The organism is Streptomyces sp. NPDC015171, assembly GCF_043079545.1.
Classification (GTDB): Bacteria; Actinomycetota; Actinomycetes; order Streptomycetales; family Streptomycetaceae; genus Streptomyces.
The window spans coordinates 110,906-136,769 of sequence record NZ_JBIBUO010000004.1 but is presented as its reverse complement, the minus strand read 5'-3'; the positions used below and the strand labels follow the sequence as shown (position 1 = coordinate 136,769).

Here is a 25,864-nt window from a genome sequence, read left to right as displayed (position 1 = left end):
GGTCCCACTTGTCCCCCGTGCGAGGCTCCGCTTCGCCGTGCGTACGCCCGCTTCCGCAGGGGTTTGGCCAGCTGAAATTCACTGGCCCGCCGTCCGGCGCCTTGATAGGGATGGCGCATGGGGACTGTTCGAGGAGTCGAGCCGCGGATACTGCGCGAGGACGAGTGGGACCAGTGGTACGACGCGCTGCACCAGGCGTTCGGCCTGGGTTCGCCGCCCGCCGAGGAACGCGAACTGGACAGGGCGCTCACCGAGTTCGACCGTGCCCTGGTCGTCCGGGACGGGGACGCGCTCGTCGGCACGGCGGGGGCGTTCAGCTTCCGGATGACCGTGCCGGGCGGGGCGGCGGTCCCGGCGGGCGGGGTGACGATGGTGAGCGTGGCCGCCACCCACCGGCGGCGCGGGGTGCTGACCTCGATGATGCGCCGGCAGCTCGACGACATCCGCGCGCTGGGCGAGCCGGTCGCGGTGCTGACCGCGTCCGAGCCGGCCATCTACGGCCGGTTCGGGTACGGCGTCGCGTCCTTCCGGCGCGGCGTCGAGATCGACACGGACCGGGTGTCCCTGGCCCTCCCCGCCGGCACCGAGGAGGTGCGGGTGCGGTACGCGGCGCCGGCCGACGTCCTCGACTCCTGCGAGGCGGTGTACGCGGCCCTGGTGCCGCGGCGGCCCGGCATGCTGGCCCGGGTGCCGCACTGGGAGCGGGCGGCGCTGCTCGACCCGGAGAGCGAGCGGGAGGGGGCCTCGCCGCTGCGCTGCGTGGTCGCCGAGCGGGACGGTGAGATCACCGGGTACGCCCGGTTCCGCACCAAGAGCCGCTGGAACGAGAGCGGTGTCCCCGAGGGCACGGTGCGGCTCACGGATCTGGCGGGGCTCGACCCGGTGACCGAGGCGGCGCTGTGGCGCTTCCTGTTCGCCGTCGATCTGATGCCGAACCTGTCGGTGAGGTCGCTGCCGGTGGACGACGCTCTTCAGCACTTGGTCTCGGACACCCGCCGCTGTGCGCCGCGGCTGCGCGACGAGGCCTACGTCCGGCTGGTGGACGTCGGCGCCGCGCTGTCGGCCCGGACCTATGCGGCACCGGTGGACGTGGTGTTCGAGGTCGAGGACGCCTTCTGCCCGTGGAACGCGGGGCGGTGGCGGCTGTCCGGCGACCCGAAGGGGGCGTCCTGCGAGCGTACGGCCGACGCGGCCGACCTCGCCCTGTCCGTAAGGGAGTTGGGCTCGGCCTATCTGGGCGGGGTGTCGCTGCTGTCGCTGGCGGCGGCCGGGCGGGTGCGGGAGCTGCGGCCGGGGGCGCTGGAGCGGGCGTCGGTGGCCTTCGGCTCCGCGGTGGCCCCGTGGCTGCCCCACGGCTTCTAGCTCAGCGGGTCTGGCAGCCGGGGCACCAGAAGAGGTTGCGGGCGGCGAGGCCGGCGGTGCGGATCTCGCTGCCACAGAGGTGGCAGGGCAGGGTGGCGCGGCGGTAGACGTACACCTCGCCGCCGTGGTCGTCCACGCGGGGCGGCCGGTTCATCGCCTCCGGGGTGTGCTCCGGGCGGACGGTGTCGATCCGGTTGTTCCGTACGCCCTCCCGCATCAGCGCGACCAGGTCGGTCCAGAGGGCGTCCCACTCGGCCGGGGTGATGTCGCGGCCCGCGCGGTACGGGTCGATGCCGTGCCGGAAGAGGACCTCGGCGCGGTAGACGTTGCCGACGCCGGCGACGATCTTCTGGTCCATGAGCAGCGCGGCGATCGTCGTACGGCTGCGCGAGATCCGCCGGTACGCCGTGTCCGGGGCGGCGTCCGCGCGGAGCGGGTCGGGGCCGAGCCGGTCGTGGACCGCCTGCTTCTCGGCGTCCGTGATCAGGGCGCAGGTGGTGGGGCCGCGCAGATCGACGTACGCCGTGCCGTTCGCGAGGCGGAGTCGGACGGTGTCCGTCGGCGGGGGTGCCGGGGCGTCGCCGAAGCCGACCTTGCCGAAGAGGCCGAGGTGGATGTGGACCCAGTCGGCGTGCCGGAAGCCCAGGAAGAGGTGCTTGCCGTGGGCCTCGGTGGCGGTCAGCTCGGTGCGGTCCAGGAGGGCGGCGGCGTCGGAGAACTTGCCCTGGGGGCTGGTGACGCGGACGGGCCCGCCCGAGAAGCGCTCGGCGTAGTCCTGGGCCAGCCGGTGGATGGTGTGCCCTTCCGGCACGGCGGGGGTGTCCTTTCAAGCCTTCGCCCGCGCGCCCGCCCACCCGTCCCGGCCGGCCGGGACGGGTGCTCGACTCGGGAGGCGCGCTCCGGCCGAGCGGGCCGGGCGCAGGGGTGAGGGGCGGGTGCGGGCCCGTGCGGTTACTGCTGGGGGTGGTGGGGCGGGATGGGGGGAAGGGTGCCGCTGGTCTCGTACTCCGTGAGCATGTCGATGCGGCGGATGTGACGCTCGTCGCCGGAGAACGGGGTGTTCAGGAAGATCTCGACGAACTTGGTCGCCTCCTCCTGGGTGTGCATCCGCGACCCCACGGCCACCACGTTGGCGTTGTTGTGCTCACGCCCCAGCGCCGCGGTCTGCTCGCTCCAGGCCAGCGCCGCGCGCACGCCCTTCACCTTGTTCGCGGCGATCTGCTCACCGTTGCCGGAGCCGCCGATCACGATGCCGAGGGCCTCCGGGTCCGCCGCCGTCCGCTCCGCGGTGCGCAGGCAGAACGGCGGATAGTCGTCCTGGGCGTCATAGATGTGCGGCCCGCAGTCGACGGGCTCGTGGCCGGCGGCCTTCAGCCACTCGACGAGGTGGTTCTTGAGTTCGTAGCCCGCATGGTCGGAGCCGAGATACACGCGCATGCCACGAGTGTGACATGCCCCATGGGGGGCAGCAGCCCCAGGGTGTCGGCGCCCGAGGGGGGCCGAAAGCGCGGTCGGCCGGGACCGTGAAATGTGAGCGAAACCATAGAAGCTCAAGGGAACCTCAAGTAACGATCCGGAATCAGAGGTTTCCGAATTCGTTCGCCTCGGATTCACTGGACCGACTCGTACACCGCTCGTACGGGACGCTCCACCTGGTGCAAAGGAAATCCGTCCATGACCCCTGGTTCGGGCCTCCAAGCAGGACTCAAAAACCGCCACCTCTCGATGATCGCGATCGGTGGTGTCATCGGAGCCGGCCTCTTCGTCGGTTCCAGTACCGGTATCGCCACCGCGGGACCCGGCATCCTGCTGTCCTACGCGCTCGTCGGCACTCTCGTCGTGCTGGTGATGCGCATGCTCGGCGAAATGTCCGCCGCCAATCCCACCTCCGGCTCGTTCTCCGCGCACGCCGACCGTGCGCTGGGCCGCTGGGCCGGTTTCTCCATCGGCTGGCTCTACTGGTTCTTCTGGGTCGTCGTGCTCGCCGTGGAGGCGACCGCCGGCGCGAAGATCCTCGAAGGCTGGATCCCGGCCGTCCCGCAGTGGGGCTGGGCGCTCATCGTGATGATCGTGCTGACCGCGACCAACCTGGTCTCCGTCGGCTCCTACGGCGAGTTCGAATTCTGGTTCGCCGGTATCAAGGTCGTGGCGATCGGCGCGTTCATCGTGGTGGGCCTGCTGGCCATCTTCGGTGTCCTGCCGGGCGTCGACGCCGAGAAGGCGAGTTTCGGCAACCTGTCCTCCCACGGCGGGTTCCTGCCACACGGTCCGGGCGCGATCCTCACCGGTGTGCTGCTGGTCGTCTTCTCCTTCATGGGCAGCGAGATCGCCACCCTGGCGGCCGGCGAGTCCGAGAACCCGCAGCGCGCGGTCACCAAGTCCACCAACAGCATCATCTGGCGGATCGGCGTCTTCTACCTGGGCTCGATCCTGGTCGTGGTCTCGCTGCTGCCGTGGAACGACCCGTCGATCAAGGAGCAGGGCTCCTACGTCGCCGCCCTGGACTCCCTCGGCATCGCGCACGCCGGTCAGATCATGAACTTCATCGTGCTGACCTCGGTGCTGTCCTGCCTGAACTCCGGCCTCTACACGGCCTCCCGCATGGCCTTCTCGCTCGGTGAGCGGGGCGACGCGCCGAAGGCGTTCGCACGGGTCAACAGCCGGGGCGTGCCGATGACCGCGATCCTCGCCTCGGTGGTGTTCGGCTTCGTCGCCGTCTTCTTCAACTACCTGTCCCCGGACACGATCTTCCTCTTCCTCGTCAACTCCTCCGGCGCGGTGGCCCTGTTCGTGTGGCTGGTCATCTGCTTCTCGCAGCTGCGGATGCGGAAGATCCTCCAGCGCGAGGCGCCGGAGAAGCTCGTCGTGAGGATGTGGCTGTACCCGTACCTGACCTGGGCGACGGCCACGCTGATCGTGGGTGTGCTGGTCTACATGCTGTTCGACACCGAGCACGACGGGCGCGAGACCGTGCTGCTGTCGCTGATGGTCGCCGCCGTCGTGCTGGTGATCGCGGTGGTCAAGCAGCGGCTCACGGCTGGCCGCCCGGCCCCGGCGGCCGAGACCCCGGCCGACAAGGTGTCCATCGGCTGACCCGTACGCACGCCCCCGAGCGAGCACGGCTCATGGCCGCATGACCTGACGAAGGTGTCAGGTCATGCGGCCATACCGCGTTCTGGGACCCCGCGAACGGCCGCACGGCCCGGCGGGGCGCCGCCGCCCGGGGGCGGCGGCGGGGGCCTCCGGGGCGGGAGTACGCGGGCCGGGAAGGCGCGAGCGAGCGAGGGCCAGGAAGGCGCGGGCGGGGAGACGGGGGCCGGGGCCGCACGCCGGGAAGTCTGGGTACGGGTTCGGGCGCGGGGGCGGGCCGGGACCGGGCGGGGCGCGGGCGGGGGCCAGGAAGGCGGGGGGCCAGGGCCGGGCGGGGCCGGGAAGACGGGGCCGAGGCCGCGCGCCGAGAGGACTGGGTACGAGACCGGGTGCGGGTCGAGCGCGGGCGCGGGCCGAGCGTGAGTGCGAGTACGGGCACAAGCACGAGTACGGGCCGAGCGCGGGTGCGGGCCCGGCCGGGCGCGGGGCCGGACCGGGCCGGGCGCGGGGCCGGGCCGGGCGCAGGCACAGGCACAGGTGCGGGCCGGCACGGGCGAGGGCCGAGCCGGGCGGGGCACGGGTGCAAGGCGGGCACGGACGCAGCGCGGGTGCAGGGCGGCCCGGGCGCGGGCCGAGCCGGGCGCGGCCCGGGCGCAGGCCGGCCCGGGCGCAGGCCGGCCCGGGCGCAGGCCGAGCTGGCCACGGGACACAGGCACCGGTGCGGGCCCGGCCGGGCGCGGGTGCGGGTCAGGCGCCGCGCGGGGGCAGGGCGGGCCTAGGTGCTCGCGGAGGGGGCGGGCCGGGTGCGTTCGGGCGGATGTCGGGGTGCCCTTCGGGGCGGCCGGCCCGGGGGTGCATGGTGCTCTCGACGCCGAAGAGGCCCGCCGGGCCGAAGCAGGGCTTCGGCCCGGCGGGCCTCTTCGCGGGAACCGCGGCGCGGGCGCCTAGCGCTTGCCGGCGAGCTTCCAGGCGGTGGGCAGGGCGCCCATCGCCAGGGCGGCCTTGAGGGCGTCGCCGATCAGGAACGGGGTGAGGCCGGCCGCGATCGCCTGGGACGCGGACAGGTGGGCCGCCAGGGCCAGGTAGGGGACACCGACCGCGTAGATGATCGCCTCGCCGAGGATCATCGTGCCGGCCATCCGCAGCGGGGAGCGGTCGGCGCCGCGGCGGGCCAGGGCGCCCACGGCGGCCGAGGCGAGCAGCATGCCGATGACGTAGCCGAACGAGACCATGCCGGCGCCGGAGGCACCCTGCGCGAACCACGGCACGCCCACCACACCGGCGACCGCGTACAGGGCGAGGGAGAGGAAGCCGCGGCGGGCGCCGAGGGCGGTGCCGACGAGCAGCGCGGCGAAGGTCTGGCCGGTCACCGGGACCGGGGAGCCGGGCACCGGCACCGACAGCTGGGCCGCGAGGCCGGTGAGCACCGCGCCGCCGGCCACGAGGGCGGCGTCGCGGACGCGGGAGGACGGCAGCAGGTCGGCGAGGACTGCGCCCGGGCGGGCGGTGGCGGTGGCGGTGCTCATGGGATCTCCGCGGGTGACGGGGACATGCTGGGACACGGTGACGCTATCCCAGGCCCCACGGGCCGATCACCGTCAGCGATCGACAAAGGCCGGAACATGACCTTGGTGGGCACCGGACAAAGAGTGGTGATGACACCGGTCCGGGCGTGACACTGATCACTGAGGCCGGGACGTTTCCGTCACTCTCGCGGGTCGCGGGCGGACTGTGGAGTCCCGCCAAACGAATCCTGGTCATCTGGTCGGATTCGGCTTTCCTGCCCTACCCTTCCAGCCATGGTTGCCCAGGCCCGGAATCTCACGTCGCGTCGCTATGTCGACCTGCGACGCCAGGGCACGGCCACCTGTCGCCGTCCGGGGTAGGGGCGGGCCCTTCGGCACGCCTCGCCTTCTTCGAAGTCTCCGAGACGTGTCGGCCCCGTTCCCGAGGACGGTCCTCATGACCCGTACCGCCGTTTCCCCCCTCGCCTCCCCCGTCCCGCGTGCCGCCGACAGCGACCGGCGGCGCACCAGCGCCAGCGTCGTGCTGCGCACGGTGCTGGAGCACGGCCCGGTGGCCCGCTCCACCGTCGCCCGGCTGACCGGTCTTTCGCCCGCGTCGGTGACCGAGCACTGCGCCCGGCTCGCCGAACGGGGCCTGATCCGGGAGTCGGCCGCGCCCCGCCGCTCCAACGGGGTCGGCCGCCCGCACGTCCCGGTCGACCTGGACGACTCCCGCTTCCTCGTCGCCGGGGTGCATGTGGCCGTGCCGTACACCACGGTGGCGCTGCTGGACCTGCGTGGCCGGGTGGTGGCCCGGCGGGAGCTGCGGCACGAGCGGACCGAGCCCGGCTGGGTGCTGGCGCGGGCCGCCGAGGGACTCGCGGGACTGCTCGCCGGGGTGCCGGGCCGGCGTCCGCTGGGGGTCGGCGTCGCGGTGGGCGGCTGGGTGGACCGGGAGACAGGGACCGTGGTCGAGCACGAGCTGCTGGGCTGGCGGGAGGTGCCGGTGCGGGAGCTGCTCGGCGCCCGCACCGGTCTGCCGGTCCAGGTGGACGGGCACGCGCGGGCGCTGGTGCACGGGGAGCGGCTGTTCGGGCGGGCCCGGGGCAGCCGCAGTGTGCTGCATCTGTTCGTGGGCAATGTGGTGGACGCCGCCTTCGCCACCCATGACGCGGTGCACTACGGGCCCCGGTCGGCGGCCGGCGCCATCGCCCATCTGCCGGTGCCGGGCGGCACCGAGCCGTGCGCGTGCGGCCGTACCGGCTGCCTCCAGGCGGAGCTGAGCGAGCGGACGTTGTGCCGGCGGGCACGGGCGGCCGGGGTGCGCGGCTCGGCCGACGCGCTGCGGGTGGTGGCCGCCGCCGAGGGCGGGGACGCGGTCGCCCGGCGGCTGCTGGTGGACCGGGCCAGGGCGACCGGGCGGGCGGCCGGGCTGCTGCTGGACGTGCTCAACCCGGAGACCGTCGTGGTCACCGAGGTCGGTGTCATCCACTTCGAGGACTGTCTCGACGCGCTGCGGGAGGCGGCGGGCACGGCACGTTCCGCCGCCGTCCGCCCGACGAGCTTCCCGGATTCCGTCCTGGCGGTCGCGGGCGGATCCGTCGTACTCGACGCGCTGTTCCGGGACCCGCTCGGTCTGTCACCTGAGGGTATTTAATTCAGAAACTCGGAATGTTGACAGAGGTCGGCCGCGGACAGGAACATCCTGGTCATGAGCCTTCTTCGGAGCTGTCGCACTCTTTGTTGCTGACACATTGCCGCGCGTGAAGCGCGTGTTTCCGGCTCCGTGCTCTTTCTTTCTTCCGGTGTCCGACTCCGGAATTCTTCCTGCCTTTCCCCTCCTTTTCCCCGGGGAGTCCTCCCATGCACCGTCGTGTCTTTCTCACCTCCCTGCTCGGGGCGTCCGCCGCCGCCGCGGGTGTCAGCGGCTGCGCGAACGGCAGTGCCGCCGCCGACACCAGCGGCGCCGCCGCCCGGCCGCTCGCCGACCGGGTCCCGGCCGGCACCAGCCTGAAGATCGCCTCCTACCAGGGCGTGCAGCAGCTCCAGTTCAGGCTGGCGAAGCTGCCCCGGCTGCCCTTCAAGGTGTCGGACTGGGTGAACATCGGGGCGGGGCCGGACGTCATCAACGCCTTCCGCGCCCACTCCCTCGACCTCGCCGCCAACGCGGGCATCCCGCCGATCCAGGCCCACTACCAGGGCTTCGCCGCGAAGATCGTGGCGATCGGCATCACCCGCAAGCCCGTCTACCTCTTCGCCACCAAGCCCGGCAGCGACATCCGCGGGCCCGAGGACTTCCGGGGAAAGAAGCTCGCCTTCTCCCAGGGCCAGGCCCAGGGCGTCGTGCTGCTGCGGGCGCTGAAGCGGGCGGGCCTCTCGTACGACGAGGTGACACTGGTCCCGCTGACCAGCAACCAGTTCCTGACCGCCCTGCAGTCCGGCCAGGTGGACATCGCCCCGCTCGCCAACAGCCAGGTGCCGGCGTATCTGAAGCAGTACGCGGGCCGGGGCGCCCGTGTCATCCGGACCGACGTCGTCGATCTGCTCAGTCTGCTCTGGGCGCCGCAGCCGGTGCTGGACGACCCGGCGAAGGCCGCGGCGATCGCCGCCTACATCCCGCAGTGGGCCCGGGGCCAGGTGTGGCAGTACGAGCACCCGGACGTGTGGAACGAGGAGTTCTACGTCAAGACGCAGAACCTCTCCCTGGAGCAGGCGGAGTCCGTCACCGCCCTCGCCAACAAGCCGCTGTTCCCGCCCCGCTGGGACGAGGCGGTCGCCTGGGAGCAGGAGACCGCCGATCTGCTCGCCGAGGGCGGCTTCGTGAAGAAGTTCGACGTGTCCTCCCTCTTCGACCACCGCTTCGAGGCCCTCGCGGCCCGGGCCGTACCCGAGGAGTACCGGAAGTGACCGCCGTGACCACGACGACCGCGGTGCCCCAGGCCGCCGCCGGGGAGCCGCCCCAGGTCCGCAGGCGCCGCCGGCTCTCACCCGGCCGCCGGCTGCCCGCCGCCCGGCTGCTCGGCCCGCTGGTGCTGCTCGCGCTGTGGGCCGGCGCCTCGGCCGCGGGGACGCTCGACACGGGTGCCGTACCGGCGCCCTGGACCGTCCTCGGGACCGCCGGCCGGCTGTGGACCGAGGGCACCCTGCCCACCGATGTCCTGACCTCCCTGGAACGGGCCGGCTACGGCTTCGCGATCGGTCTGACCGCCGGGGTGCTGCTCGCGCTCGCCTCCGGTCTGAGCCGGACCGGGGAAGCGCTGATCGACGGGACCGTGCAGCTCAACCGGGCGATCCCCACCCTCGGCCTGATCCCGCTGTTCATCCTCTGGCTGGGCATCGGCGAGACCTTCAAGATCGCCATCATCGCGATCGTCGTCTACATCCCGGTCTATCTGAACACCCATGCCGCGCTGTCCGGCATCGACAGCCGGTACGTCGAACTCGCCGAGGTGCAGGGCCTGTCGCGGTTCGCCTTCGTCCGCCAGGTCGTGATCCCCGGCGCGCTGCCCGGATTCTTCGTGGGACTCCGGCTCGGGGTGACCGGCTCCTGGCTCGGCCTGGTGGTGCTGGAGCAGATCAACGCAACCAGCGGCCTCGGCTATCTGATGTTCCAGGCGCAGAACTACGGCCAGAGCGACGTCATCCTCGTCGGCCTGCTGATCTACGGAGTCTTCGGCCTGGTCTCCGACAGCGCGGTCCGGCTGATCGAACGGAGGGTGCTGTCATGGCGCCGCACACTGAGCAGCTGACCCGGCCCGCGGTCCGGCTCCGCGGCCTGACCCGGTCCTTCGCCGGCCGCACGGTCCTCGACGACATCGACCTCGACCTGCCCGCCGGGCAGTTCACGGCCCTGCTCGGGCACAGCGGTTCAGGCAAGTCCACCCTGCTGCGGGCCGTCGCCGGGCTCGATCACGCAGTGGCCGGCAGCGGCCGGCTCACCGCGCCCGAGCGGGTGTCCGTGGTCTTCCAGGACTCCCGGCTGCTGCCCTGGCGCCGGGTGCTGGACAACGTGCTCCTGGGCCTGGACGGCAGGGACGCCGAGGAGCGCGGCCGGGCCGCGCTGGCCGAGGTGGGCCTGAACGGCCGCGAGCGGGCCTGGCCGGGCGAGCTGTCCGGCGGCGAGGCACAGCGGGCGGCGCTCGCCCGCTCCCTGGTCCGCGAGCCGGCACTGCTGCTGGCCGACGAGCCGTTCGGGGCGCTCGACGCGCTGACCCGGATCCGGATGCACGCCCTGCTGCGCGAGCTGTGGGAGCGCCACCGGCCCTCCGTGCTGCTCGTCACCCACGACGTGGACGAGGCGATCGTGCTCGCCGACCGGGTTCTCGTCCTGGACCGGGGCCGCATCGGCCTCGACCTGACCATCGACCGTCCCCACCCGCGCTCGTACCGCGAGCCGGTCCTGGGCGAATACCGCGAGCGGCTGCTGGCCGCGCTGGGCGTCACGGAGGACCACCAGTGACACGGAGAAGGCTCCATCTGAACGCGTTCCTGATGAACACCGGGCACCACGAGGCGTCGTGGCGGCTGCCGGAGAGCGACCCGTACGCGCATGTCGACCTCGCCCACTACGTCGAGCTGGCCCGGATCGCCGAGCACGGCACCTTCGACTCCCTCTTCCTCGCCGACGGCCCCCAGCTGTGGGGCAACCTCGCCCAGCGCCCGGCCGGCGCCCTGGAACCGCTCACCCTGCTGACCGCGCTGGCGACCGCCACCGAGCACATCGGCCTGATCGCCACCGCCTCCACCTCCTACAACTCCCCCTACAACCTGGCCCGCAGGTTCGCCTCGCTGGACATCGTCAGCGGCGGCCGGGCGGGCTGGAACATCGTGACCACCGCCGGTGCCGAGGCCGCCCGCAACTTCGGCCTCGACGCCGAGCCCGCGCACGCCGAGCGGTACGCCCGCGCCGCCGAGTTCCTCGACGTGGCGCTCAAGCTGTGGGACAGCTGGGAGGACGACGCGATCCTCGGCGACAAGGCGGCGGGGGTCTGGGGCGACGACACCAAGGTCCATCCGCCCCGGCACCGGGGGACGTACTTCCGGGTCGAGGGCGCGCTCAACGTGCCGCGCTCGCCCCAGGGCTACCCGCTCCTCGTGCAGGCGGGCTCCTCCGACGACGGGAGGGCCTTCGCGGCCCGGTACGCGGAGGCGGTGTTCACCGCCCAGCAGACCCTCGACGGCGCGCGGGACTTCTACGCCGATCTCAAGTCCCGTACCCGGCGGGCCGGACGCGACCCCGAGCACCTCAAGGTGCTGCCCGGGATCGTCCCGGTGCTCGGCTCGACCGAGGCCGAGGCGCGGGCCGCCGAGCAGGTGCTGGAGGACCACATCGTGCCCGAGCACGGCCGGGCCCGCCTGGAGAACCTGCTGCGCCTTGCGCCCGGCACCCTCGACCTGGACCGGCAGCTGCCCGACGACCTGCCGCCCGAGTCCGCGATCGAGGGCGCCAAGAGCCGCTACACGCTCGTCGTGGAGCTGGCCCGGCGCGAGCGGCTGACCGTGCGGCAGCTGATCGGGCGGCTCGGCGGCGGACGCGGGCACCTCACGTTCGCCGGGACGCCCGGGCAGGTCGCCGACCGGATCGAGACCTGGTTCGCCCAGGGCGCCGCCGACGGCTTCAACATCATGCCCGCCGTGCTGCCCTCCGGCCTCGCGGCCTTCGTCGAGCACGTCGTGCCGCTCCTGCGCGCCCGCGGCCTGCTGCGCACCGGCTACGGCCCCCGCCAGACCCTCCGGGAGCGCTACGGCCTTCCCCGCCCCGCCAACCAGCACACCGCCGCCCTCGTCTGAAAGGACCACGCCCGTGTCCCTGGAGATCACCAAGATCACCGCCCGTATCGGCGCCCATGTCTTCGGCGCCGACATCTCCCGGCCGCTCGCCCCGGAGGAGGTCGCCGCGATCCGGGAGGCCCTCGACGTCCACAAGGCGCTCGTCTTCGACGACGTACACCTGGACGACGCGGGCCAGCAGGCCTTCGCCCGCCACCTCGGCGACCTCACCACCGCCCACCCGACGGTCGGCGCGGTCGAGGGCGCCCCGAACGTGCTGCCGGTCGACAGCGAGCGGGGCCGCGCCAACCACTGGCACACCGACGTCACCTTCGTCCTCAACCCGCCGCAGGCCAGCACCCTGCGTTCGCTCACCGTCCCGCCGTACGGCGGCGAGACGCTGATCGCCAGCGCGGCGGGGGCCTACCGCGATCTGCCCGAGCCGCTGCGCCGTCTCGCCGACACCCTGTGGGCCGAGCACACCAACGACTACGACTACGCGGTGCCGGACGAGGAGATCGACGAGGAGCGGGCCGCGCAGCGCGCCCGGTTCACCTCGATCCGGTACCGCACCGCCCATCCCGTGGTCCGCGTCCATCCGCTGACCGGCGAGCGCGGGCTGTTCATCGGCGGGTTCGCCCAGCGGATCGTCGGCCTGTCGGCGGGCGAGTCCCGCAAGATCCTCGACCTGCTCCAGGCCTATGTCACCCGCCCGGAGAACGTGCTGCGCCACCGCTGGTCGGAGAACCAGCTGGTGCTGTTCGACAACCGGATCACCCAGCACTACGCCATCGACAACTACGACGGTCTGCCGCGCCGGCTGCACCGGGTCACCGTGGCCGGTGACATACCGGTCGGCATCGAGGGCAAGGAGAGCTACGCGATCGAAGGTGACGCCTCGCACTACACAAGCGTGGCCGGGTAACCGTATATTCACCCTTCGTACCGCGAGTGTCCGGATACTGGGCAGCCCCTTCGTCTGAGCGGACGGGCCGCCCAGACTGACGGGGTTTTTGCCCGCCTATTGCACTGGGAGAGCCGCGCCCATGCCCAGCAGCACCACGACCGAGACGCCGCCCCAGGACCAGGCGGGCACCTCCCTCTCCCATGGCCTCAAGCAGCGCCATCTGTCGATGATCGCCCTCGGCGGGGTGATCGGCGCCGGTCTGTTCGTCGGCTCCGGCGCGGGCATCGCCGCCGCCGGACCGTCCATCGTGATCGCCTACACCGTCTCCGGCCTGCTGGTGATGCTGGTCATGCGGATGCTCGGCGAGATGTCGGCCGCCTACCCGTCCTCGGGCTCCTTCTCCGCGCACGCCGAGCGGGCGATGGGCCCGTGGGCGGGCTTCGCCGCGGGCTGGTCGTTCTGGGTGCTGCTGTGCACGGCCGTCGGCCTGGAGGGCATCGGCGCGGCGAAGATCGTCCAGGGCTGGGTGCCGGGCACCCCGCAGTGGATGTGGGTCGCGCTGTTCATGGTGGTGTTCTGCGGGGCGAACCTGGCCGCCGTGAAGAACTTCGGCGAGTTCGAGTTCTGGTTCGCCGCGCTGAAGGTCGGCGCGATCAGCCTCTTCCTGATCCTGGGCGTGCTGGCCCTCGCGGGTGTGCTGCCCGGCACGGACTCCCCCGGCACCTCGAACCTCAGCGACTTCATGCCGCACGGCAGCGAGGGCCTGCTCGTCGGCCTGCTCGCCTCGGTCTTCGCCTACGGCGGCCTGGAGACGGTCACCATCGCGGCGGCCGAGTCGGAGAACCCGGTGCGCGGTGTGGCGTCCGCCGTGCGCACGGCGATGTGGCGCATCGCGCTCTTCTACATCGGCTCGATGGCGGTCGTCGTCGCCCTCGTCCCGTGGGACTCCAAGGAGGTCGTGGAGAAGGGCCCGTACGTCGCCACGCTCGACCACCTCGACATCCCCGGCGCGGGCCGGCTGATGGACGTGGTCGTGCTGGTCGCCCTGCTGTCCGCGATGAACGCCAACATCTACGGCTCCTCGCGCATCGCCTTCTCGCTGGTCGAGCGCGGCCAGGGCCCGAAGGCGCTGGCGAAGCTGTCCGGCGGGGTGCCCCGGATCGCGGTCCTCACCTCGTGCTTCTTCGGCTTCGTCTGCGTGCTGCTCAGCTACTGGCGCCCCGATGACGTCTTCCCCTGGCTGCTGAACATGATCGGCGCGGTCATCCTGGTGGTCTGGATCTTCATCGCGGTCTCCCAGCTGATGCTGCGCCGCCGCATCGAGCGCGAGGCCCCCGAGAAGCTGGTCGTCCGCATGTGGGGCTTCCCGTGGCTGACCTGGATCGCCCTGGCCGCCATGGCCGCGATCTTCGTACTGATGGCCCGTGAGGCGGACACCCGTGTCCAGCTGTACTCGACGGGCGCGATGACCCTGACCCTGGCCGCCGTCGGTTACGCCTGGCAGCGGGCGCGGGCCAGGCGCTGACGCCCCCCGTCCGCCGCACCCGGCGAGGCCCCCACGCACGACGCGTGGGGGCCTTTCTGTCGTTCCGGCCTTGTTATTGGTAGCGTGCAGTTGCAAGCTCTTCGCAATAAGCCCTGAGCGTCCCGCCTCGTGATCGTCTTCTCACCCTTCACGGAGGCGGGCGGAGAAAAGAAGACCCCCGTGAGGACCTGACTCACGGGGGTCTTCCCGTTCACTCGCAGGGCGTGTTGAGCGACAGCAGCGCGGTGTGCCGCCCGTCGAGGCGGATCTCGCTGACCGCCGCGTTGCGCAGCCCCGGGAAGACCCGCCGGTAGTCGGCGAGCGCGATGCCCAGCAGGGAGCAGAGCACCAGCCGCAGCAGGGTGTTGTGGGCGACGACGAGGACCCGTCCGCCGGGGTGTGCGGCGGCGATCCGGCCGAGCGCGGCCGTGCCCCGGGCGGCGGCGGCGCCGGGTTCCTCGGCGCCCGGGAAGGGATGGGCCACCGGGTCGGCGCGGAAGGCGTCCGCCGCCCGGGGGTCCTCCTCGGCGAACTCGGCGAGGGTGCGGCCCTCCACCACCCCGAAGTCGCATTCGCGCAGGCCGTCCTCGCGGTGCGGGGTGAGGCCGAGGGCCCGGCAGGCGGGGCCGGCGGTGAGCACCGCCCGGGACAGCGGCGAGGTCCACACGGCGTCCACCGGGTGCGCGAGCACCCAGCGGCCGAGCGCCTCGGCCTGGGCCCGCCCGGTGTCGGTGAGGGCGACATCGCTCACCCCGGCGTACCGGTTCTCGGCGTGCCAGACGGTCTGCCCGTGACGGGCCAGCAGCAGGGTCGTACTCATGAGCCCGGAGTATTCCGGCCCAGCCGGGCCCGCGCATGCCCGGCCACCGCGCGCGGCAGCCAGCCCCGCGCCTCCAGCTCCCCCACCAGCCGCGCGTACGGTTCGGCGAAGCGGGCCGTGCGGCCGGGCCGGGGCTCGACCGTCGCGCCGGGGCGCACCATGCCCTCCGCCACCTGGGCCAGCCCCGCCCCCGCCCCGGTGCCGTACGCGGCGAGCGCCGCCATGCCCAGCGCCGGCTCGGTGCGGGCCGGCACCGTGAGCGGGCGGCCCAGGACGTCGGCGCGCAGCTGTGTCCAGTAGGCGCTGCGGGCCCCGCCACCGGTGACGGTGAGCGGGCCGTCCAGGGGGGCGCCCAGCTGGTGCAGGTAGTCGAGGCAGAGGCGTTCGGTGAAGGCCACGCCCTGGAGGAGGGCCGCCCACAGGTCGGCGTCCGACTCCGGGTCGCCGAGCAGCAGGGCGGTGGCCCCCGGGGCGTGGAACGGGAAGCGTTCGCCGGGTGAGACGAGCGGGTAGGCGACGGCGCCGGACGGCTCGAAGGCGGCGGCGCGGGCGTCCAGGGCGGCCGGGTCGGCGCCCGGGAAGCGGGCGGTGAGGACGCCGGCGCCGACGCTGGAGGCGCCGCCGGGCAGCCAGGTGCCGTCGGGCGCGCGGTGGTTGTAGACCACGCCGGCCGGGTCGGACACCGGCGCCGACGCCGCGCCCTTCAGTACGAGCGTCGTGCCCAGCACCGAGTTCCACGCGCCCGGCCGCAGCGCCCCGGCGGCGATCTGGGCGGCGCAGCCGTCGGTCATGCCCGCGATGACGGCGGTGCCGGCGGGGATGCCGGTGGCGGTCGCGGCGGCCCCGCAGACCTCGCCGAGCCGGGTGCCGGGGCGCACCACGTCCGGGAGGGTGCCGGCGGGCAGTCCGGTCAGCTCGGGCCAGGACTCGCGGCGCAGGTCGTAGGCGGTCTTCAGGGCGTGGCTGGAGTCGCTGGGCACGCGGTGCCCGGTCAGCGCGGCGGTGATCACGTCCGGCTGGTGGGCGATCCGCCCGGGGCCGTGCGCGGCCGTCAGCCAGCGCGCCTTGGGCAGCGCCCAGGTGTCCTGCACCGCGAGCCCGGCCGACCGCAGCCGGGCGCCCTCGGCCGCCGCGCGCCGGTCGTCGTACATGAGGGCGGGCCCCAGCGGGCGTCCGCCGTCGTCCGTGAGCAGCACGGTCCCGGAGGTCCCGCACACCGCGACCCCGGCCGGCCTGGCCCGCGCCCCGGCGAGCGCCGTCCGGCAGGCCGCGCACACCGCGGTCCACCACTCCGCCGGGTCCTGCTCGTGCCGGACGCCCGCCCGGTGCCCGTTCCGTAACGGCGCCGAGCCGCTGCCGAGCACCTCGCCGTCCGCCGCCACCAGCAGCGCCCGTACCCCCTGCGTGCCGAGGTCCACCCCGAGCCACGCCTCGTCCATCCCGACCTCCGCACTTCGCGACCGAGCCTGTGAACTTCCCACTCCTCTCCGAGATTTCCCCTTGATTTCCCCGTGCGCAAGGGATTGACGGCCCTCCCGTGCCGTTACACCCTCTGTTGTCGAGTCGACTCGCACTGTTAACCCGCCCGACCCCACCGCCCCACCGACGGAGGTCCCGGATGGACAGGCACGCGCACGACCGCCGACGCTTCCTCACGCTCACCGGGGCCCTCGCCGCCGCCCCGCTGCTCTCCGCGTGCGGCGCCGGCTTCGGCGGCGACAGCGGCGGCGACGGCGGCGGTTCGGCCGCGGGCGACGTCACCGGGGCCTTCGACTGGAAGCGGGAGAAGGGCACCGCCATCAAGGCGCTGCTGAACAAGCACCCGTACACGGACGCCCTGATCGCGGACCTGAAGTCGTTCACCGAGCGGACCGGCATCGAGGTGAGCTACGACGTCTTCCCCGAGGACAACTACTTCGACAAGCTCACCGTCGACCTGTCCAGCGGACGCGCCTCCTACGACGTCTTCATGCTCGGCGCCTACATGGTGTGGCAGTACGGGCCCCCGGGCTGGCTGGAGGACCTGGGCCCGTGGATGCGCAACTCCTCGGCCACCGGCGCCGAGTGGGACCAGGCGGACTTCTTCCCGAACCTGCTCCAGGCCGACCAGTGGTCGCTGAAGGCGGGGGCGCCGCTGGGCCGGGGCGGGCAGTACGCGCTGCCGTGGGGCTGGGAGACCAATGTGGTCGCCTACAACACCGAGGTGTTCCGCAAGCTGGGGCTGAGGCCGGCCGAGTCCTTCGACGAACTGCGCGAGCTGGCCGGGGCGATCAAGAAGAAGGCGCCCGGCGCCGGGTTCGACGGGATGTACGGGATCGCCGTGCGCGGGTCGCGCAGCTGGGCCACCATCCACCCCGGGTTCATGACCATGTACGCCCGCAACGGACTGCGCGACTTCACGGTCGAGGGCGGGAAGCTCACACCCGCGATGAACTCGCCGGCGGCCGTCGCGTTCACCGAGGACTGGGCGGACATGGTCCGGCGGGGCGGCCCGCCGTCCTGGACGTCGTACAGCTGGTACCAGTGCTCCGCCGACCTCGGCGCGAAGAAGGCCGGGATGCTCTTCGACGCGGACACGGCCGCCTACTTCCAGGCCGTGCGCGGGGCCTCCCCCGCCTCCGGGAAGATCGCCTTCCACCCGGGGCCGAAGGGGCCCGACGGCTCGCTCGCCACCAACATGTGGATCTGGTCGCTCGGCATGAACGCCAGGAGCAGGCGCAAGAGCGCCGGCTGGCTGTTCCTGCAGTGGGCCACCGGCAAGGAGCATCTGCGCCGGGCGGCGCTCACCGACGACCACATCGACCCCGTGCGCAGGTCGATCAGCCAGGACGGCGCCTACAAGGACAAGATGCGGCACCTGCCCGGCTTCCTGGAGACCTTCGAGACGGTCGTGGACCGGACGAGGATCCAGTTCACCCCGCAGGCCCAGTTCTTCGACGCCACCACCAGCTGGGCCGCGGCCCTCCAGGAGATCTACGGCGGACAGAGCGCCCGGTCCGTGCTGGACGGCCTCGCGGACGACCTGCGGCCGAAGGTCGGCTGATGCGCGTCCGCCCGGCGCTGCGGCCGTATCTCCTCGTCCTCCCGGCGCTCCTGCTGACCTGCGGGATCCTCTATCCGTTCGGACTCGGCCTGTACTACACGCTGTTCGACTTCTCGGCGGCCGAGCCGCGCCCGGACCTGGTGGGCCTCGCGAACTACGAGACCGTGTTCACCCAGGACGCCTTCTGGAACTCGGCGTGGGTGACCGTGCTGTACGCGCTCGGCGCGGCCGGCGCTGAGACCCTGCTCGGGGTCGCCGTCGCCCTGCTGCTGCACCGCTCGTCCCTGGTGGGCCGGGTCCTGGAGAAGATCCTGATCCTCCCGCTGATGATCGCCCCGGTGATCGCGGCGATCATGTGGAAGCTGATGCTCCAGCCCTCGGTGGGGGTGGTCGACCATCTGCTGAAGCCGTTCGGGCTCGGCGGGGTGCAGTGGACGGACACCCCGACGGGCGCGCTGCTGTCGTCGATCGCCGTGGACGTGTGGGTCTACACCCCGTTCGTGGCGATCCTCGCCCTGGCCGGGCTGCGCTCGCTGCCCGGCTCCCCGTTCGAGGCGGCGGCGGTGGACGGCGCCGGCCCCTGGTACACCTTCCGCCGGCTGACCCTGCCCATGCTGTGGCCGTATGTGCTGGTGGCGGTGATCTTCCGGTTCATGGACTCGCTGAAGGTCTTCGACATCATCTACGCGCTGACCGAGGGCGGGCCCGGCGACTCCACCGTGGTGCTCCAGATCCGGGCGTATCTGGAGGCGATCCGATTCCAGCGGTACTCCTTCGGGATCAGCTACACGATCGTGCTGTGGGCGGTGGTGTACCTGGCCGCGACGGTGCTGGTCCGGTACCTGGGGCGGATCCAGCGGAAGGCCGCGGAGGTGTCCGCATGAGGAAGCGGCTGTGGGGCCTGCTGGCGGACGCCGCCCTCCTGCTCTACTTCGCCTTCGCGCTGTTCCCGGTCGCCTGGATGCTGATCCTCTCCCTCAAGCCGGCCGACCAGCTCTTCAGCACCTACTTCTCCTTCACCCCGACCCTGGACGCCTACCGCACGGTGCTCGGCGGCAGCGAGGGCATCCCGTTCGTCCGCTTCTTCGTCAACAGCCTGGTGGTGTCGGTGGGCGCGGTCGCGCTGTCGCTGGTGGTCGGGCTGCCGGCCGCGTACGCCTCGGCGCGCTGGCGGTTCAGGGGCTCGGAGAACCTGCTGTTCCTGCTGCTGTCGTTCCGCTTCGCGCCCGAACTCACCGTGATCATCCCGCTGTTCGTGCTGTACCGGAAGCTGGGCCTGTTCGACACGTACGCCGGCATGGTGTGGGTGCTGCAGCTGGTCACCCTGCCGCTGGTGGTGTGGATCATGCGCTCGTACTTCGCCGATCTCACCCCGGAGCTGGAGCAGGCCGCGCTGCTCGACGGGTACCCGCGCAGGCAGGCGTTCTTCAAGGTGGCGCTGCCGCTGGTCAGGCCCGGCATCGCGGCCGTGTCGCTGCTGGCGTTCATCTTCGCCTGGAACAACTTCGTCTTCCCGCTGATCCTCACCTCCAGCTCGGCCCAGACGGTGACCGTCGGCGCGCTGTCCTTCCTCGGCGGCGACCGGCCCAAGTACCAGCTCACGGCCGCCGCCGCGCTCGTCTCCGCCGTCCCGCCGCTGCTGCTGGCGCTGACCATCCAGCGGTACCTGGTGCGCGGCCTGTCCTTCGGGGCGGTGAAGTCATGAGCATCGCGCTGCGCGGCGTACACAAGGCGTACGGCCGGACAGCGGCCCTGGACGGGCTCGAACTCGATGTGCGGGAAGGCGAGTTCTTCTGCCTGCTCGGGCCTTCGGGGGCCGGCAAGACGACCGCCCTGAAGACCGTCGCCGGTCTGGAGCGGCCCGACGCCGGCACGGTCGAGATCGACGGCCGGGACATGCGGGACGTGGAGCCCTACGACCGGGGCGTGGCCATGTGCTTCGAGAGCTACGCCCTGTATCCGCACCGGTCCGTGTACGACAACCTGGTCTCGCCGCTGCGTTCCCCGCGCCACCGGCTGCCGGCCGCCGAGGCCCGGGACCGGGTGGGCACCGTCGCCGGGCTGCTCGGGATCGGCGGCCTGCTGGACCGGATGCCGGCCCAGCTGTCCAACGGGCAGCGCCAGCGGGTCGCGCTCGGCCGGGTGCTGGTCCGCCCGGCCCGCGCCTTCCTGCTCGACGAGCCGCTGTCCCACCTGGACGCCAAGCTGCGCCAGCAGATGCGGGCCGAGCTGAAGGCGCTCGGCGCCGTACGGCGCACCACCACCCTGTACGTCACCCACGACTCCGTGGAGGCGCTGGCGCTCGGCGACCGGATCGGGGTGATCCGGGAGGGGCGGATCGTGCAGACCGGCACCCGGGAGGACATCTGGTACCGGCCCCGCGACACCGAGGTGGCGCGGGCCTTCGGGCGGCCCCGGATCAATCTGCTGCCGGGCACGGTGACCGAGGACGGCCGCTTCCGCTCACCGGACGGCGCCCTGGAACTGCCGCTGCCGGTGCGGATCGCGGCCGGCACCGAGGTGCTGGCCGGTGTGCGGCCCCGGGACGTGTCGCCGGCCGGCGCCGGGCACGGGTTGGCCGGCACGGTCTACGTCACCGAGGTGCTCGGCCGGTCCGTGGAGGTGACCGTGCGGATCGGCGCCCAGCGGCTGTCCTTCGTCGCCGCCCGGAGCGAAACGGCCGGACTGCGTCCCGACGACCCGGTCCGTCTGGCCGTCCGGCCTGAGAACCTGCTGCTGTTCGAGGCCGACCGGCCGCGGCGCCCAGGACGACGGATAGAGCAGCGATGAGCAGCAATGGTGCACAGCAGGGACCCGCGGCCCGGCAGGCCGCGATGGCCGAACGCGTGCTCGCCGAGGGGTCGGCGACCGCGGCCGAGCTGGCCGAGCGGTTCGGGGTGAGTCTGATGACCATCCACCGGGACCTGGACGAACTCGAACGGCAGGGCATCGTAAGAAAGTTCCGCGGCGGGGTGACCGCGCAGCCGTCCGGGGTGTTCGAGTCGAACGTGCAGTACCGGCTGAAGACCATGCGCGCGCAGAAGGCCGCGCTCGCCGAACGGGCGATGCGGTCGATCGAGCCCGGCATGGCGATCCTGCTCGACGACTCCACCTCCACCCTGGAGATAGCGCGCAGGCTGCGCCTCGGCGAGATCACCCCGCTCACGGTCGTCACCAACTTCCTGGAGGCGATCAATCTCCTCGCCGACCAGCGGGGCATCCACCTGATGGCGCTCGGCGGCGACTACGACCCGCTGCACTCCTCCTTCCTCGGGGTGTCCTGCGTGGAGGCCGTCGGGCAGCTGCGCGTCGACGTCGGCTTCGTGTCCACCTCGGGCGTGCACGGCGGCTACGCCTACCACCAGGAGCAGCACATCGTCTCGGTGAAGCGGGCGATGCTCGGCGTCGCGGCGCGCAACGTGCTGCTGGCCGACCACACCAAGCTGGGCCGGGTCGCCCTGCACCGGGTGGCCCCGCTGTCCCGCTTCGACCTGCTGCTGGTGGACGACGGTGCGGCCCCCGAGGCGCTGCGCGACCTGGACGAGCACAAGGTGCGCTACGAGGTGTGCGCCACCGATCCGAGGGAGGGCGATGACCGCGCTGGAGTTACGTGAGCTGCGCAAGACCTACCACTCGCGGGGCCGCCCGCCCGTGCGGGCGGTCCGCGGGATCGACCTGCGCCTGTCCCCCGGTGAACTGCTGGGGCTGCTGGGCCCGTCGGGCTGCGGGAAGTCCACCACGCTGCGGATGATCGCCGGCCTCGAGGCGGTGACCGGCGGGGACATCCTGGTGGGCGGCGCCTCGGTGGTGGACCGTCCGGCGCGGCACCGGAACATCGGGGTCGCCTTCGAGAACTACGCGCTGTATCCGCCGCTGACGGTCGCGGAGAACCTGGCGTTCGGGCTGAAGGCCCGCCGGAAGGCCCGCGGGGACGACGTCGCCCGCAAGGTCGCCGAGATCGCCGAACGGGTCGGTCTCACCGAGGTCCTCGGCGCCCGCCCGGCCGGTCTGTCCAGCGGGCAGAAGCAGCGGGTCTGCCTGGCCCGGGCGCTGATCAGGAAGCCGGACGTGCTGCTGCTCGACGAGCCGCTGTCCCATCTGGACGCGGCCCAGCGGGACACCACGCGCCGTGAGCTCAAGCGCATCCAGCGGGACGCGGGCCACACCACGATCCTCGTCACGCACGACCAGGAGGAGGCCCTGTCCCTCGCCGACCGGATCGCCGTCATGCGGGACGGCGTGATCCAGCAGCTCGGCACCCCGTACGAGATCTACGACCACCCCGCCACCTCCTTCGTTGCCGACTTCGTCGGCGAGCCCGCGATCAACCTGCTGCCGGGTATCGCCGGCGCCGACGGCCGCGCCCGGCTCTCCGCCGGGGTGCGCGTGCCGCTGCCCGTGCCGGTGCCCGAGGGCCGCCCGGTGCTGGTCGGGATCCGCCCCGAGGACCTGACCCTGACCGGCGCCGAGGGCATCCCCGCCCGGGTCGTCGCGCACGAACCCCTGCTGGAGTCCGGCATCGCCACCCTCGCCCTGGACGGGGTGGAGCGCCGTCTGGTGGTCCTCACCGGGCCCGAGGTGCGGCTCGCCCACGACGAGCCGGTGCGGGTGGCGGCCGGACTCACCCATGTCTTCGACGCCGAGACGGGAGATTCCCTGCGATGACCTCCAGTGCTGTGCGTGTGGTGGCCGCCGGCGACCACTTCGTCCTGCCCTCCCTCATCACGGCCGCCCTCGCGAAGGAGGCCGACTGCGCGGTGCGGGAGCTGACGCTGGACTGGCCGCTGACGCCGTTCGGTCCGGTGGCCGAGGTGAGCGAGGCGAGCGACGCCGAGGACGAGCTGATCGCGGCGCTGGCCGGCGCCGAGGTGCTCGTCACCCAGATGGGCCCGGTCACCGAGCGCGTCCTGACCGCCTGCCCCGCGCTGCGGCTGGTCGTCGTCTGCCGGGGCGGACCGGTGAACGTCAACCTGGAGGCGGCCGGGCGGCACGGCGTGCGGGTGTGCTTCGCGCCCGGCCGCAACGCCGCCGCCACCGCCGAGTTCACCGTCGGCCTGCTGCTCGCCGCCCTGCGCCGCATCCCGCAGGTCCACGACGCGCTGGCCCGGCAGGGCAGTTGGGCGGGCTCGGCGTACTACACCTACGAGCACAGCGGCCTTGAGCTGGAGGACCTGCCCGTCGGCCTGGTCGGCTACGGCGCGGTCGGCAGCCGGGTCGCCCGGGTGCTGTGCGCGTTCGGGGCGCGGGTGATGGTGTACGACCCGTATGTGCGCGGCGAGGTGCACGGGCTGCGCCTGGAGTCGCTGGACGAGCTGCTGCGCCGCTCGTCCGTCATCACCCTGCACGCCCGGCTCACCGCCGAGACCCGCGGCCTGATCGGCGCCCGCGAGCTGGCGCTGCTGCCGCCGGGCGCGGTGGTGGTCAACGCGGCCCGGGGCCCGCTGCTGGACGAGGACGCGCTGTGCGCGGCGCTGGCGGAGGGCCGGCTGTCGGCCGCGGCCCTCGACACCTATGCCGAGGAGCCGCTCCCGGCCGGCTCCCCGCTGCGGGAGCTGTCCGACCGGGTGGTGCTCGCCCCGCACCTGGGCGGTGCCAGCCGGGCGGTGGCCGAGAAGGCCGCGCGGATCGCCGCCGGCGAAGTGGGGCGCTGGCTGCGCGGGGAGCCGCTCGCGCACCGTCTGACGTGAGGAGAGGGCATGTTCGTCGGGATCGACGTGGGGACGTCCCTGGTCAAGGCGGCGGCCTTCGACCGCGGGGGACGGGAGCTGGCGGTGGAGGCACGGCCGGTCCGCCTCGATGTGCGCCACGGTGCCGTGGAGCAGGACATGCGGGAGGTGTACGCGGCCGTCGGCGGCGTGCTGGGGGCCCTGACCGGGCGGCTGGCCGGCGAGCCGGTGGAGCTGGCGGGGCTGACCGGGCAGGGCGACGGGGTGTGGCTGGTGGACGCGGCCGGCCGGCCGGTGCGCCCGGCGCTCTCCTGGATGGACGGCCGCGCCCATGAGCTGGTGGACCGGTGGCTGGCGGACGGCACCGTGGAGGCGGTGTTCCGGCGCACCGGCAGCGCGATGTTCCCGGGCTGCCCGGGGCCGCTGCTGGCCTGGCTCGACGCGCACGAGCCGGAGGCCCTCGACGCGGCGGACGCGGCCGTCTTCTGCAAGGACATGGTGTTCCAGCGGCTGACCGGCGCCGAGCGGGCGGTGACGGACGTGTCGGACGCGTCGATGCCGTTCCTCGACCCGCGCACCCGGGCCTACGACGACACGGTGGTGGAGCTGCTGGGCCTGGCCCACCGCCGCCGGCTGCTGCCCCCGATCGGCGACCCGGTCGCGACGGGCGAGGCGTGCGGCGAGGGCCTGCCGGCCGGCACCCCGCTGGCGAACGGCCCGTACGACCTGCCCGCGTGCGCGCTCGGGGCGGGCGTCACCGCGCCCGGTGACGGGCTGCTGATCCTCGGCACCTGCCTGGCGAGCCTGGTCGCCACCACCGAGCTGGATCTGACCGGCGAACCGGCGGGCCTGTACATCTCCACCGACCGCCCCGGGCACTGGCTGCGGGCGATGCCGGCGATGGTCGGGACGGCGGCGCTCGACTGGGTGCTGCGCACGACGGGGACCCGGCACGAGGAGCTGGACGGCCTGCTGGTCTCGGCTCCGCCCGGCGCGCACGGGGTGCGGGTGCTGCCGTACTTCGCGCCGTCCGGTGAGCGGGCCCCGTTCGTGGAGCCGGGGCTGCGGGCCGAACTCCTCGGTGTCTCCCTGGAGTCGACGCCCGCCCAGCTGGTCCGGGCGACCTGCGAGGGCATCGGCTACGCGGCCCGGCACTGCCTGGCGGCGGCGGGCCTGACCGGTTCGCTCGCGGTGTGCGGCGGCGGCGCCCGCAGCCCCGCCTGGGTGGGGCTGCTCGCCGATGTGCTGGGCCGGCCGCTGCGGGTGGTGGACGGCGAGGTCGGCGCGCGGGGCGCGGTGCTGGCGGCGGCCGAGCGGTACGGCGTCCCGCTGGACGCCGGCCGGTGGACCCGGCCGGCCCGGATCGTGGAGCCCGACCCGGACCGGGCGGCGTTCTACACCAAGGGCTTCGCCGAGCACCTGGAGCTGCTGGCCGCGGCGCGCGAGCGGGCCCGGCGCTGAACCGGGCCCGGCACGGCGGACTACAGGTTGCTGAAGTCGGGGCCCTGGGTGCGGCTCCGCTTGATCTCGTAGAAGCCCGGCACGGAGGCCACGGCGATGGTGCCGTCCCACAGCCTGGCGGCGTCCTCGCCCTTCGGGGCGGGGGTGACGACGGGACCGAAGAAGGCGACCTGCTCGCCGTCGGCTCCGGGCACCGCGATGACCGGGGTGCCGACCTCCTGGCCGACCTTCTCGATGCCCTCCTTGTGGGAGGCGCGCAGCTCGGCGTCGAACTCGAAGTCCTCCTGGTCGGCGTAGTCGATCAGCTCGGCGGGCAGGCCGGCGTCGGCGAGCGCGCCGGCGATGGCCTCCCGGGTCGGGCCCTCGCCGTCGTTGTGGATGCGGGTGCCGAGCGCGGTGTACAGCGGGCCGAGGACGTCGTCGCCGTGCTTCTGCCAGGCCGCGGCGACCACGCGGACGGGCGCCCACGCCTTGGTGGTGAGCAGCTCGCGGTAGTTCTCGGGCAGTTCGTCCAGCTTGTCCTCGTTCAGGACGGCGAGGCTCATGAGGTGCCAGCGGACCTCGATGTCGCGGACCTTCTCCACCTCCAGCACCCAGCGGGAGGTCATCCAGGCCCACGGGCACAGCGGGTCGAACCAGAAGTCGACGGGGGTCTTGCCGGACGAGGTGGTGGTCTCGGACATGGCGCTCCTCAGCAGAACCATCTTTTGAAAGGT

The 25,864-nt window shown here is 73.1% G+C and carries 23 protein-coding genes; 17 read left to right on the top strand and 6 right to left on the bottom strand.

The annotated features are described in order from the left end of the window. Positions 1-117: 117 nt before the first annotated feature. Positions 118-1,362 carry a GNAT family N-acetyltransferase gene (locus ACF073_RS12785; protein WP_392069182.1) on the top strand — a complete coding sequence of 415 codons (1,245 nt, stop codon included), beginning with the start codon at positions 118-120 and terminating at the stop codon, positions 1,360-1,362. A 1-nt stretch (position 1,363) separates the two neighbouring features. On the opposite strand, the gene ACF073_RS12780 is transcribed toward ACF073_RS12785, so the two are convergent. Continuing rightward, positions 1,364-2,173 carry an Fpg/Nei family DNA glycosylase gene (locus ACF073_RS12780; RefSeq protein WP_392069181.1) on the bottom strand — a complete coding sequence of 270 codons (810 nt, stop codon included), beginning with the start codon at positions 2,171-2,173 and terminating at the stop codon, positions 1,364-1,366. A gap of 140 nt (positions 2,174-2,313) precedes the next feature. Further along, entirely contained in the window at positions 2,314-2,799 is a 486-nt protein-coding gene (locus ACF073_RS12775; protein ID WP_392069179.1) for a ribose-5-phosphate isomerase, read from the bottom strand. Between the two features lie 237 nt (positions 2,800-3,036). Between ACF073_RS12775 and ACF073_RS12770 the strand changes: the two genes are divergently transcribed. Beyond that, positions 3,037-4,455 carry an amino acid permease gene (locus ACF073_RS12770; protein WP_392069177.1) on the top strand — a complete coding sequence of 473 codons (1,419 nt, stop codon included), beginning with the start codon at positions 3,037-3,039 and terminating at the stop codon, positions 4,453-4,455. A 941-nt stretch (positions 4,456-5,396) separates the two neighbouring features. Here the strand turns inward: ACF073_RS12770 and ACF073_RS12765 are convergent. After that, positions 5,397-5,978, bottom strand: coding sequence for a biotin transporter BioY (locus ACF073_RS12765; RefSeq protein WP_392069175.1), 582 nt, complete (start codon positions 5,976-5,978; stop codon positions 5,397-5,399). Between the two features lie 436 nt (positions 5,979-6,414). Between ACF073_RS12765 and ACF073_RS12760 the strand changes: the two genes are divergently transcribed. The 7 genes from ACF073_RS12760 to ACF073_RS12730 all read left to right on the top strand — a co-directional run bounded on the left by ACF073_RS12760 (position 6,415) and on the right by ACF073_RS12730 (position 14,158). After that, complete coding sequence (locus tag ACF073_RS12760) at positions 6,415-7,614, top strand: ROK family protein (protein ID WP_392069174.1); 1,200 nt, start codon at positions 6,415-6,417, stop codon at positions 7,612-7,614. A 206-nt stretch (positions 7,615-7,820) separates the two neighbouring features. Continuing rightward, positions 7,821-8,864, top strand: a complete 1,044-nt coding sequence (locus ACF073_RS12755) for an ABC transporter substrate-binding protein (protein ID WP_392069172.1) — start codon at positions 7,821-7,823, stop codon at positions 8,862-8,864. After that, positions 8,861-9,706 (top strand): ABC transporter permease, encoded by an 846-nt coding sequence (locus ACF073_RS12750; protein WP_392069170.1) that lies wholly within the window; start codon positions 8,861-8,863, stop codon positions 9,704-9,706. Before ACF073_RS12755 ends, ACF073_RS12750 begins: the two co-directional genes overlap by 4 nt. After that, positions 9,682-10,416, top strand: coding sequence for an ABC transporter ATP-binding protein (locus ACF073_RS12745; protein ID WP_392069168.1), 735 nt, complete (start codon positions 9,682-9,684; stop codon positions 10,414-10,416). Before ACF073_RS12750 ends, ACF073_RS12745 begins: the two co-directional genes overlap by 25 nt. After that, positions 10,413-11,747: an LLM class flavin-dependent oxidoreductase gene (locus tag ACF073_RS12740; RefSeq protein ID WP_392069166.1), complete on the top strand. Its 1,335-nt coding sequence runs from the start codon at positions 10,413-10,415 to the stop codon at positions 11,745-11,747. The genes ACF073_RS12745 and ACF073_RS12740 overlap by 4 nt, the downstream gene beginning before the upstream one ends. Before the next feature lie 13 nt (positions 11,748-11,760). Further along, the gene (locus tag ACF073_RS12735; RefSeq protein WP_392069164.1) at positions 11,761-12,651 is read left to right on the top strand and encodes a TauD/TfdA dioxygenase family protein; all 891 of its coding nucleotides are present in this window, start codon (positions 11,761-11,763) and stop codon (positions 12,649-12,651) included. A gap of 121 nt (positions 12,652-12,772) precedes the next feature. Continuing rightward, positions 12,773-14,158, top strand: a complete 1,386-nt coding sequence (locus tag ACF073_RS12730) for an amino acid permease (protein WP_392069162.1) — start codon at positions 12,773-12,775, stop codon at positions 14,156-14,158. 211 nt (positions 14,159-14,369) lie between these two features. On the opposite strand, the gene ACF073_RS12725 is transcribed toward ACF073_RS12730, so the two are convergent. Then, positions 14,370-14,978, bottom strand: coding sequence for a histidine phosphatase family protein (locus ACF073_RS12725; protein WP_392069160.1), 609 nt, complete (start codon positions 14,976-14,978; stop codon positions 14,370-14,372). Then, positions 14,975-16,417 carry an FGGY-family carbohydrate kinase gene (locus tag ACF073_RS12720; protein ID WP_392069158.1) on the bottom strand — a complete coding sequence of 481 codons (1,443 nt, stop codon included), beginning with the start codon at positions 16,415-16,417 and terminating at the stop codon, positions 14,975-14,977. Before ACF073_RS12720 ends, ACF073_RS12725 begins: the two co-directional genes overlap by 4 nt. A gap of 179 nt (positions 16,418-16,596) precedes the next feature. Here ACF073_RS12720 and ACF073_RS12715 point away from each other — a divergent pair, with 179 nt between their 5' ends. Genes ACF073_RS12715 through ACF073_RS12680 form a run of 8 tightly spaced genes read left to right on the top strand, consistent with a single transcriptional unit; the run spans position 16,597 to position 25,148 of the window. Continuing rightward, positions 16,597-18,021: an ABC transporter substrate-binding protein gene (locus ACF073_RS12715; protein WP_392069156.1), complete on the top strand. Its 1,425-nt coding sequence runs from the start codon at positions 16,597-16,599 to the stop codon at positions 18,019-18,021. Beyond that, a complete protein-coding gene (locus ACF073_RS12710; protein WP_392069154.1) occupies positions 18,021-18,905 on the top strand; it encodes a carbohydrate ABC transporter permease in 885 nt (294 codons plus the stop codon). The genes ACF073_RS12715 and ACF073_RS12710 overlap by 1 nt, the downstream gene beginning before the upstream one ends. Continuing rightward, positions 18,902-19,726, top strand: coding sequence for a carbohydrate ABC transporter permease (locus tag ACF073_RS12705; protein ID WP_392069152.1), 825 nt, complete (start codon positions 18,902-18,904; stop codon positions 19,724-19,726). Before ACF073_RS12710 ends, ACF073_RS12705 begins: the two co-directional genes overlap by 4 nt. After that, positions 19,723-20,811 carry an ABC transporter ATP-binding protein gene (locus tag ACF073_RS12700; RefSeq protein WP_392069150.1) on the top strand — a complete coding sequence of 363 codons (1,089 nt, stop codon included), beginning with the start codon at positions 19,723-19,725 and terminating at the stop codon, positions 20,809-20,811. Before ACF073_RS12705 ends, ACF073_RS12700 begins: the two co-directional genes overlap by 4 nt. Continuing rightward, positions 20,808-21,635, top strand: a complete 828-nt coding sequence (locus ACF073_RS12695; protein WP_392069148.1) for a DeoR/GlpR family DNA-binding transcription regulator — start codon at positions 20,808-20,810, stop codon at positions 21,633-21,635. Before ACF073_RS12700 ends, ACF073_RS12695 begins: the two co-directional genes overlap by 4 nt. Beyond that, positions 21,613-22,686, top strand: coding sequence for an ABC transporter ATP-binding protein (locus ACF073_RS12690; RefSeq protein ID WP_392069146.1), 1,074 nt, complete (start codon positions 21,613-21,615; stop codon positions 22,684-22,686). Before ACF073_RS12695 ends, ACF073_RS12690 begins: the two co-directional genes overlap by 23 nt. Continuing rightward, a complete protein-coding gene (locus tag ACF073_RS12685) occupies positions 22,683-23,708 on the top strand; it encodes a 2-hydroxyacid dehydrogenase (RefSeq protein WP_392069144.1) in 1,026 nt (341 codons plus the stop codon). Before ACF073_RS12690 ends, ACF073_RS12685 begins: the two co-directional genes overlap by 4 nt. A 9-nt stretch (positions 23,709-23,717) precedes the next feature. After that, positions 23,718-25,148, top strand: a complete 1,431-nt coding sequence (locus ACF073_RS12680; protein WP_392069142.1) for an FGGY family carbohydrate kinase — start codon at positions 23,718-23,720, stop codon at positions 25,146-25,148. A gap of 20 nt (positions 25,149-25,168) precedes the next feature. On the opposite strand, the gene ACF073_RS12675 is transcribed toward ACF073_RS12680, so the two are convergent. Further along, the gene (locus ACF073_RS12675; RefSeq protein WP_392069140.1) at positions 25,169-25,831 is read right to left on the bottom strand and encodes a DsbA family protein; all 663 of its coding nucleotides are present in this window, start codon (positions 25,829-25,831) and stop codon (positions 25,169-25,171) included. Positions 25,832-25,864: the final 33 nt, after the last annotated feature.

Coding starts and splice junctions, on each gene's coding strand:
- ACF073_RS12785 (WP_392069182.1), top strand. CDS start 118: ATGGGGACTGTTCGAGGAGTCGAGCCGCGGATACTGCGCGAGGACGAG.
- ACF073_RS12775 (WP_392069179.1), bottom strand. CDS start 2,799: ATGCGCGTGTATCTCGGCTCCGACCATGCGGGCTACGAACTCAAGAAC.
- ACF073_RS12770 (WP_392069177.1), top strand. CDS start 3,037: ATGACCCCTGGTTCGGGCCTCCAAGCAGGACTCAAAAACCGCCACCTC.
- ACF073_RS12765 (WP_392069175.1), bottom strand. CDS start 5,978: ATGAGCACCGCCACCGCCACCGCCCGCCCGGGCGCAGTCCTCGCCGAC.
- ACF073_RS12760 (WP_392069174.1), top strand. CDS start 6,415: ATGACCCGTACCGCCGTTTCCCCCCTCGCCTCCCCCGTCCCGCGTGCC.
- ACF073_RS12755 (WP_392069172.1), top strand. CDS start 7,821: ATGCACCGTCGTGTCTTTCTCACCTCCCTGCTCGGGGCGTCCGCCGCC.
- ACF073_RS12745 (WP_392069168.1), top strand. CDS start 9,682: ATGGCGCCGCACACTGAGCAGCTGACCCGGCCCGCGGTCCGGCTCCGC.
- ACF073_RS12730 (WP_392069162.1), top strand. CDS start 12,773: ATGCCCAGCAGCACCACGACCGAGACGCCGCCCCAGGACCAGGCGGGC.
- ACF073_RS12725 (WP_392069160.1), bottom strand. CDS start 14,978: ATGAGTACGACCCTGCTGCTGGCCCGTCACGGGCAGACCGTCTGGCAC.
- ACF073_RS12720 (WP_392069158.1), bottom strand. CDS start 16,417: ATGGACGAGGCGTGGCTCGGGGTGGACCTCGGCACGCAGGGGGTACGG.
- ACF073_RS12715 (WP_392069156.1), top strand. CDS start 16,597: ATGGACAGGCACGCGCACGACCGCCGACGCTTCCTCACGCTCACCGGG.
- ACF073_RS12710 (WP_392069154.1), top strand. CDS start 18,021: ATGCGCGTCCGCCCGGCGCTGCGGCCGTATCTCCTCGTCCTCCCGGCG.
- ACF073_RS12705 (WP_392069152.1), top strand. CDS start 18,902: ATGAGGAAGCGGCTGTGGGGCCTGCTGGCGGACGCCGCCCTCCTGCTC.
- ACF073_RS12700 (WP_392069150.1), top strand. CDS start 19,723: ATGAGCATCGCGCTGCGCGGCGTACACAAGGCGTACGGCCGGACAGCG.
- ACF073_RS12695 (WP_392069148.1), top strand. CDS start 20,808: ATGAGCAGCAATGGTGCACAGCAGGGACCCGCGGCCCGGCAGGCCGCG.
- ACF073_RS12690 (WP_392069146.1), top strand. CDS start 21,613: ATGACCGCGCTGGAGTTACGTGAGCTGCGCAAGACCTACCACTCGCGG.
- ACF073_RS12685 (WP_392069144.1), top strand. CDS start 22,683: ATGACCTCCAGTGCTGTGCGTGTGGTGGCCGCCGGCGACCACTTCGTC.
- ACF073_RS12680 (WP_392069142.1), top strand. CDS start 23,718: ATGTTCGTCGGGATCGACGTGGGGACGTCCCTGGTCAAGGCGGCGGCC.
- ACF073_RS12675 (WP_392069140.1), bottom strand. CDS start 25,831: ATGTCCGAGACCACCACCTCGTCCGGCAAGACCCCCGTCGACTTCTGG.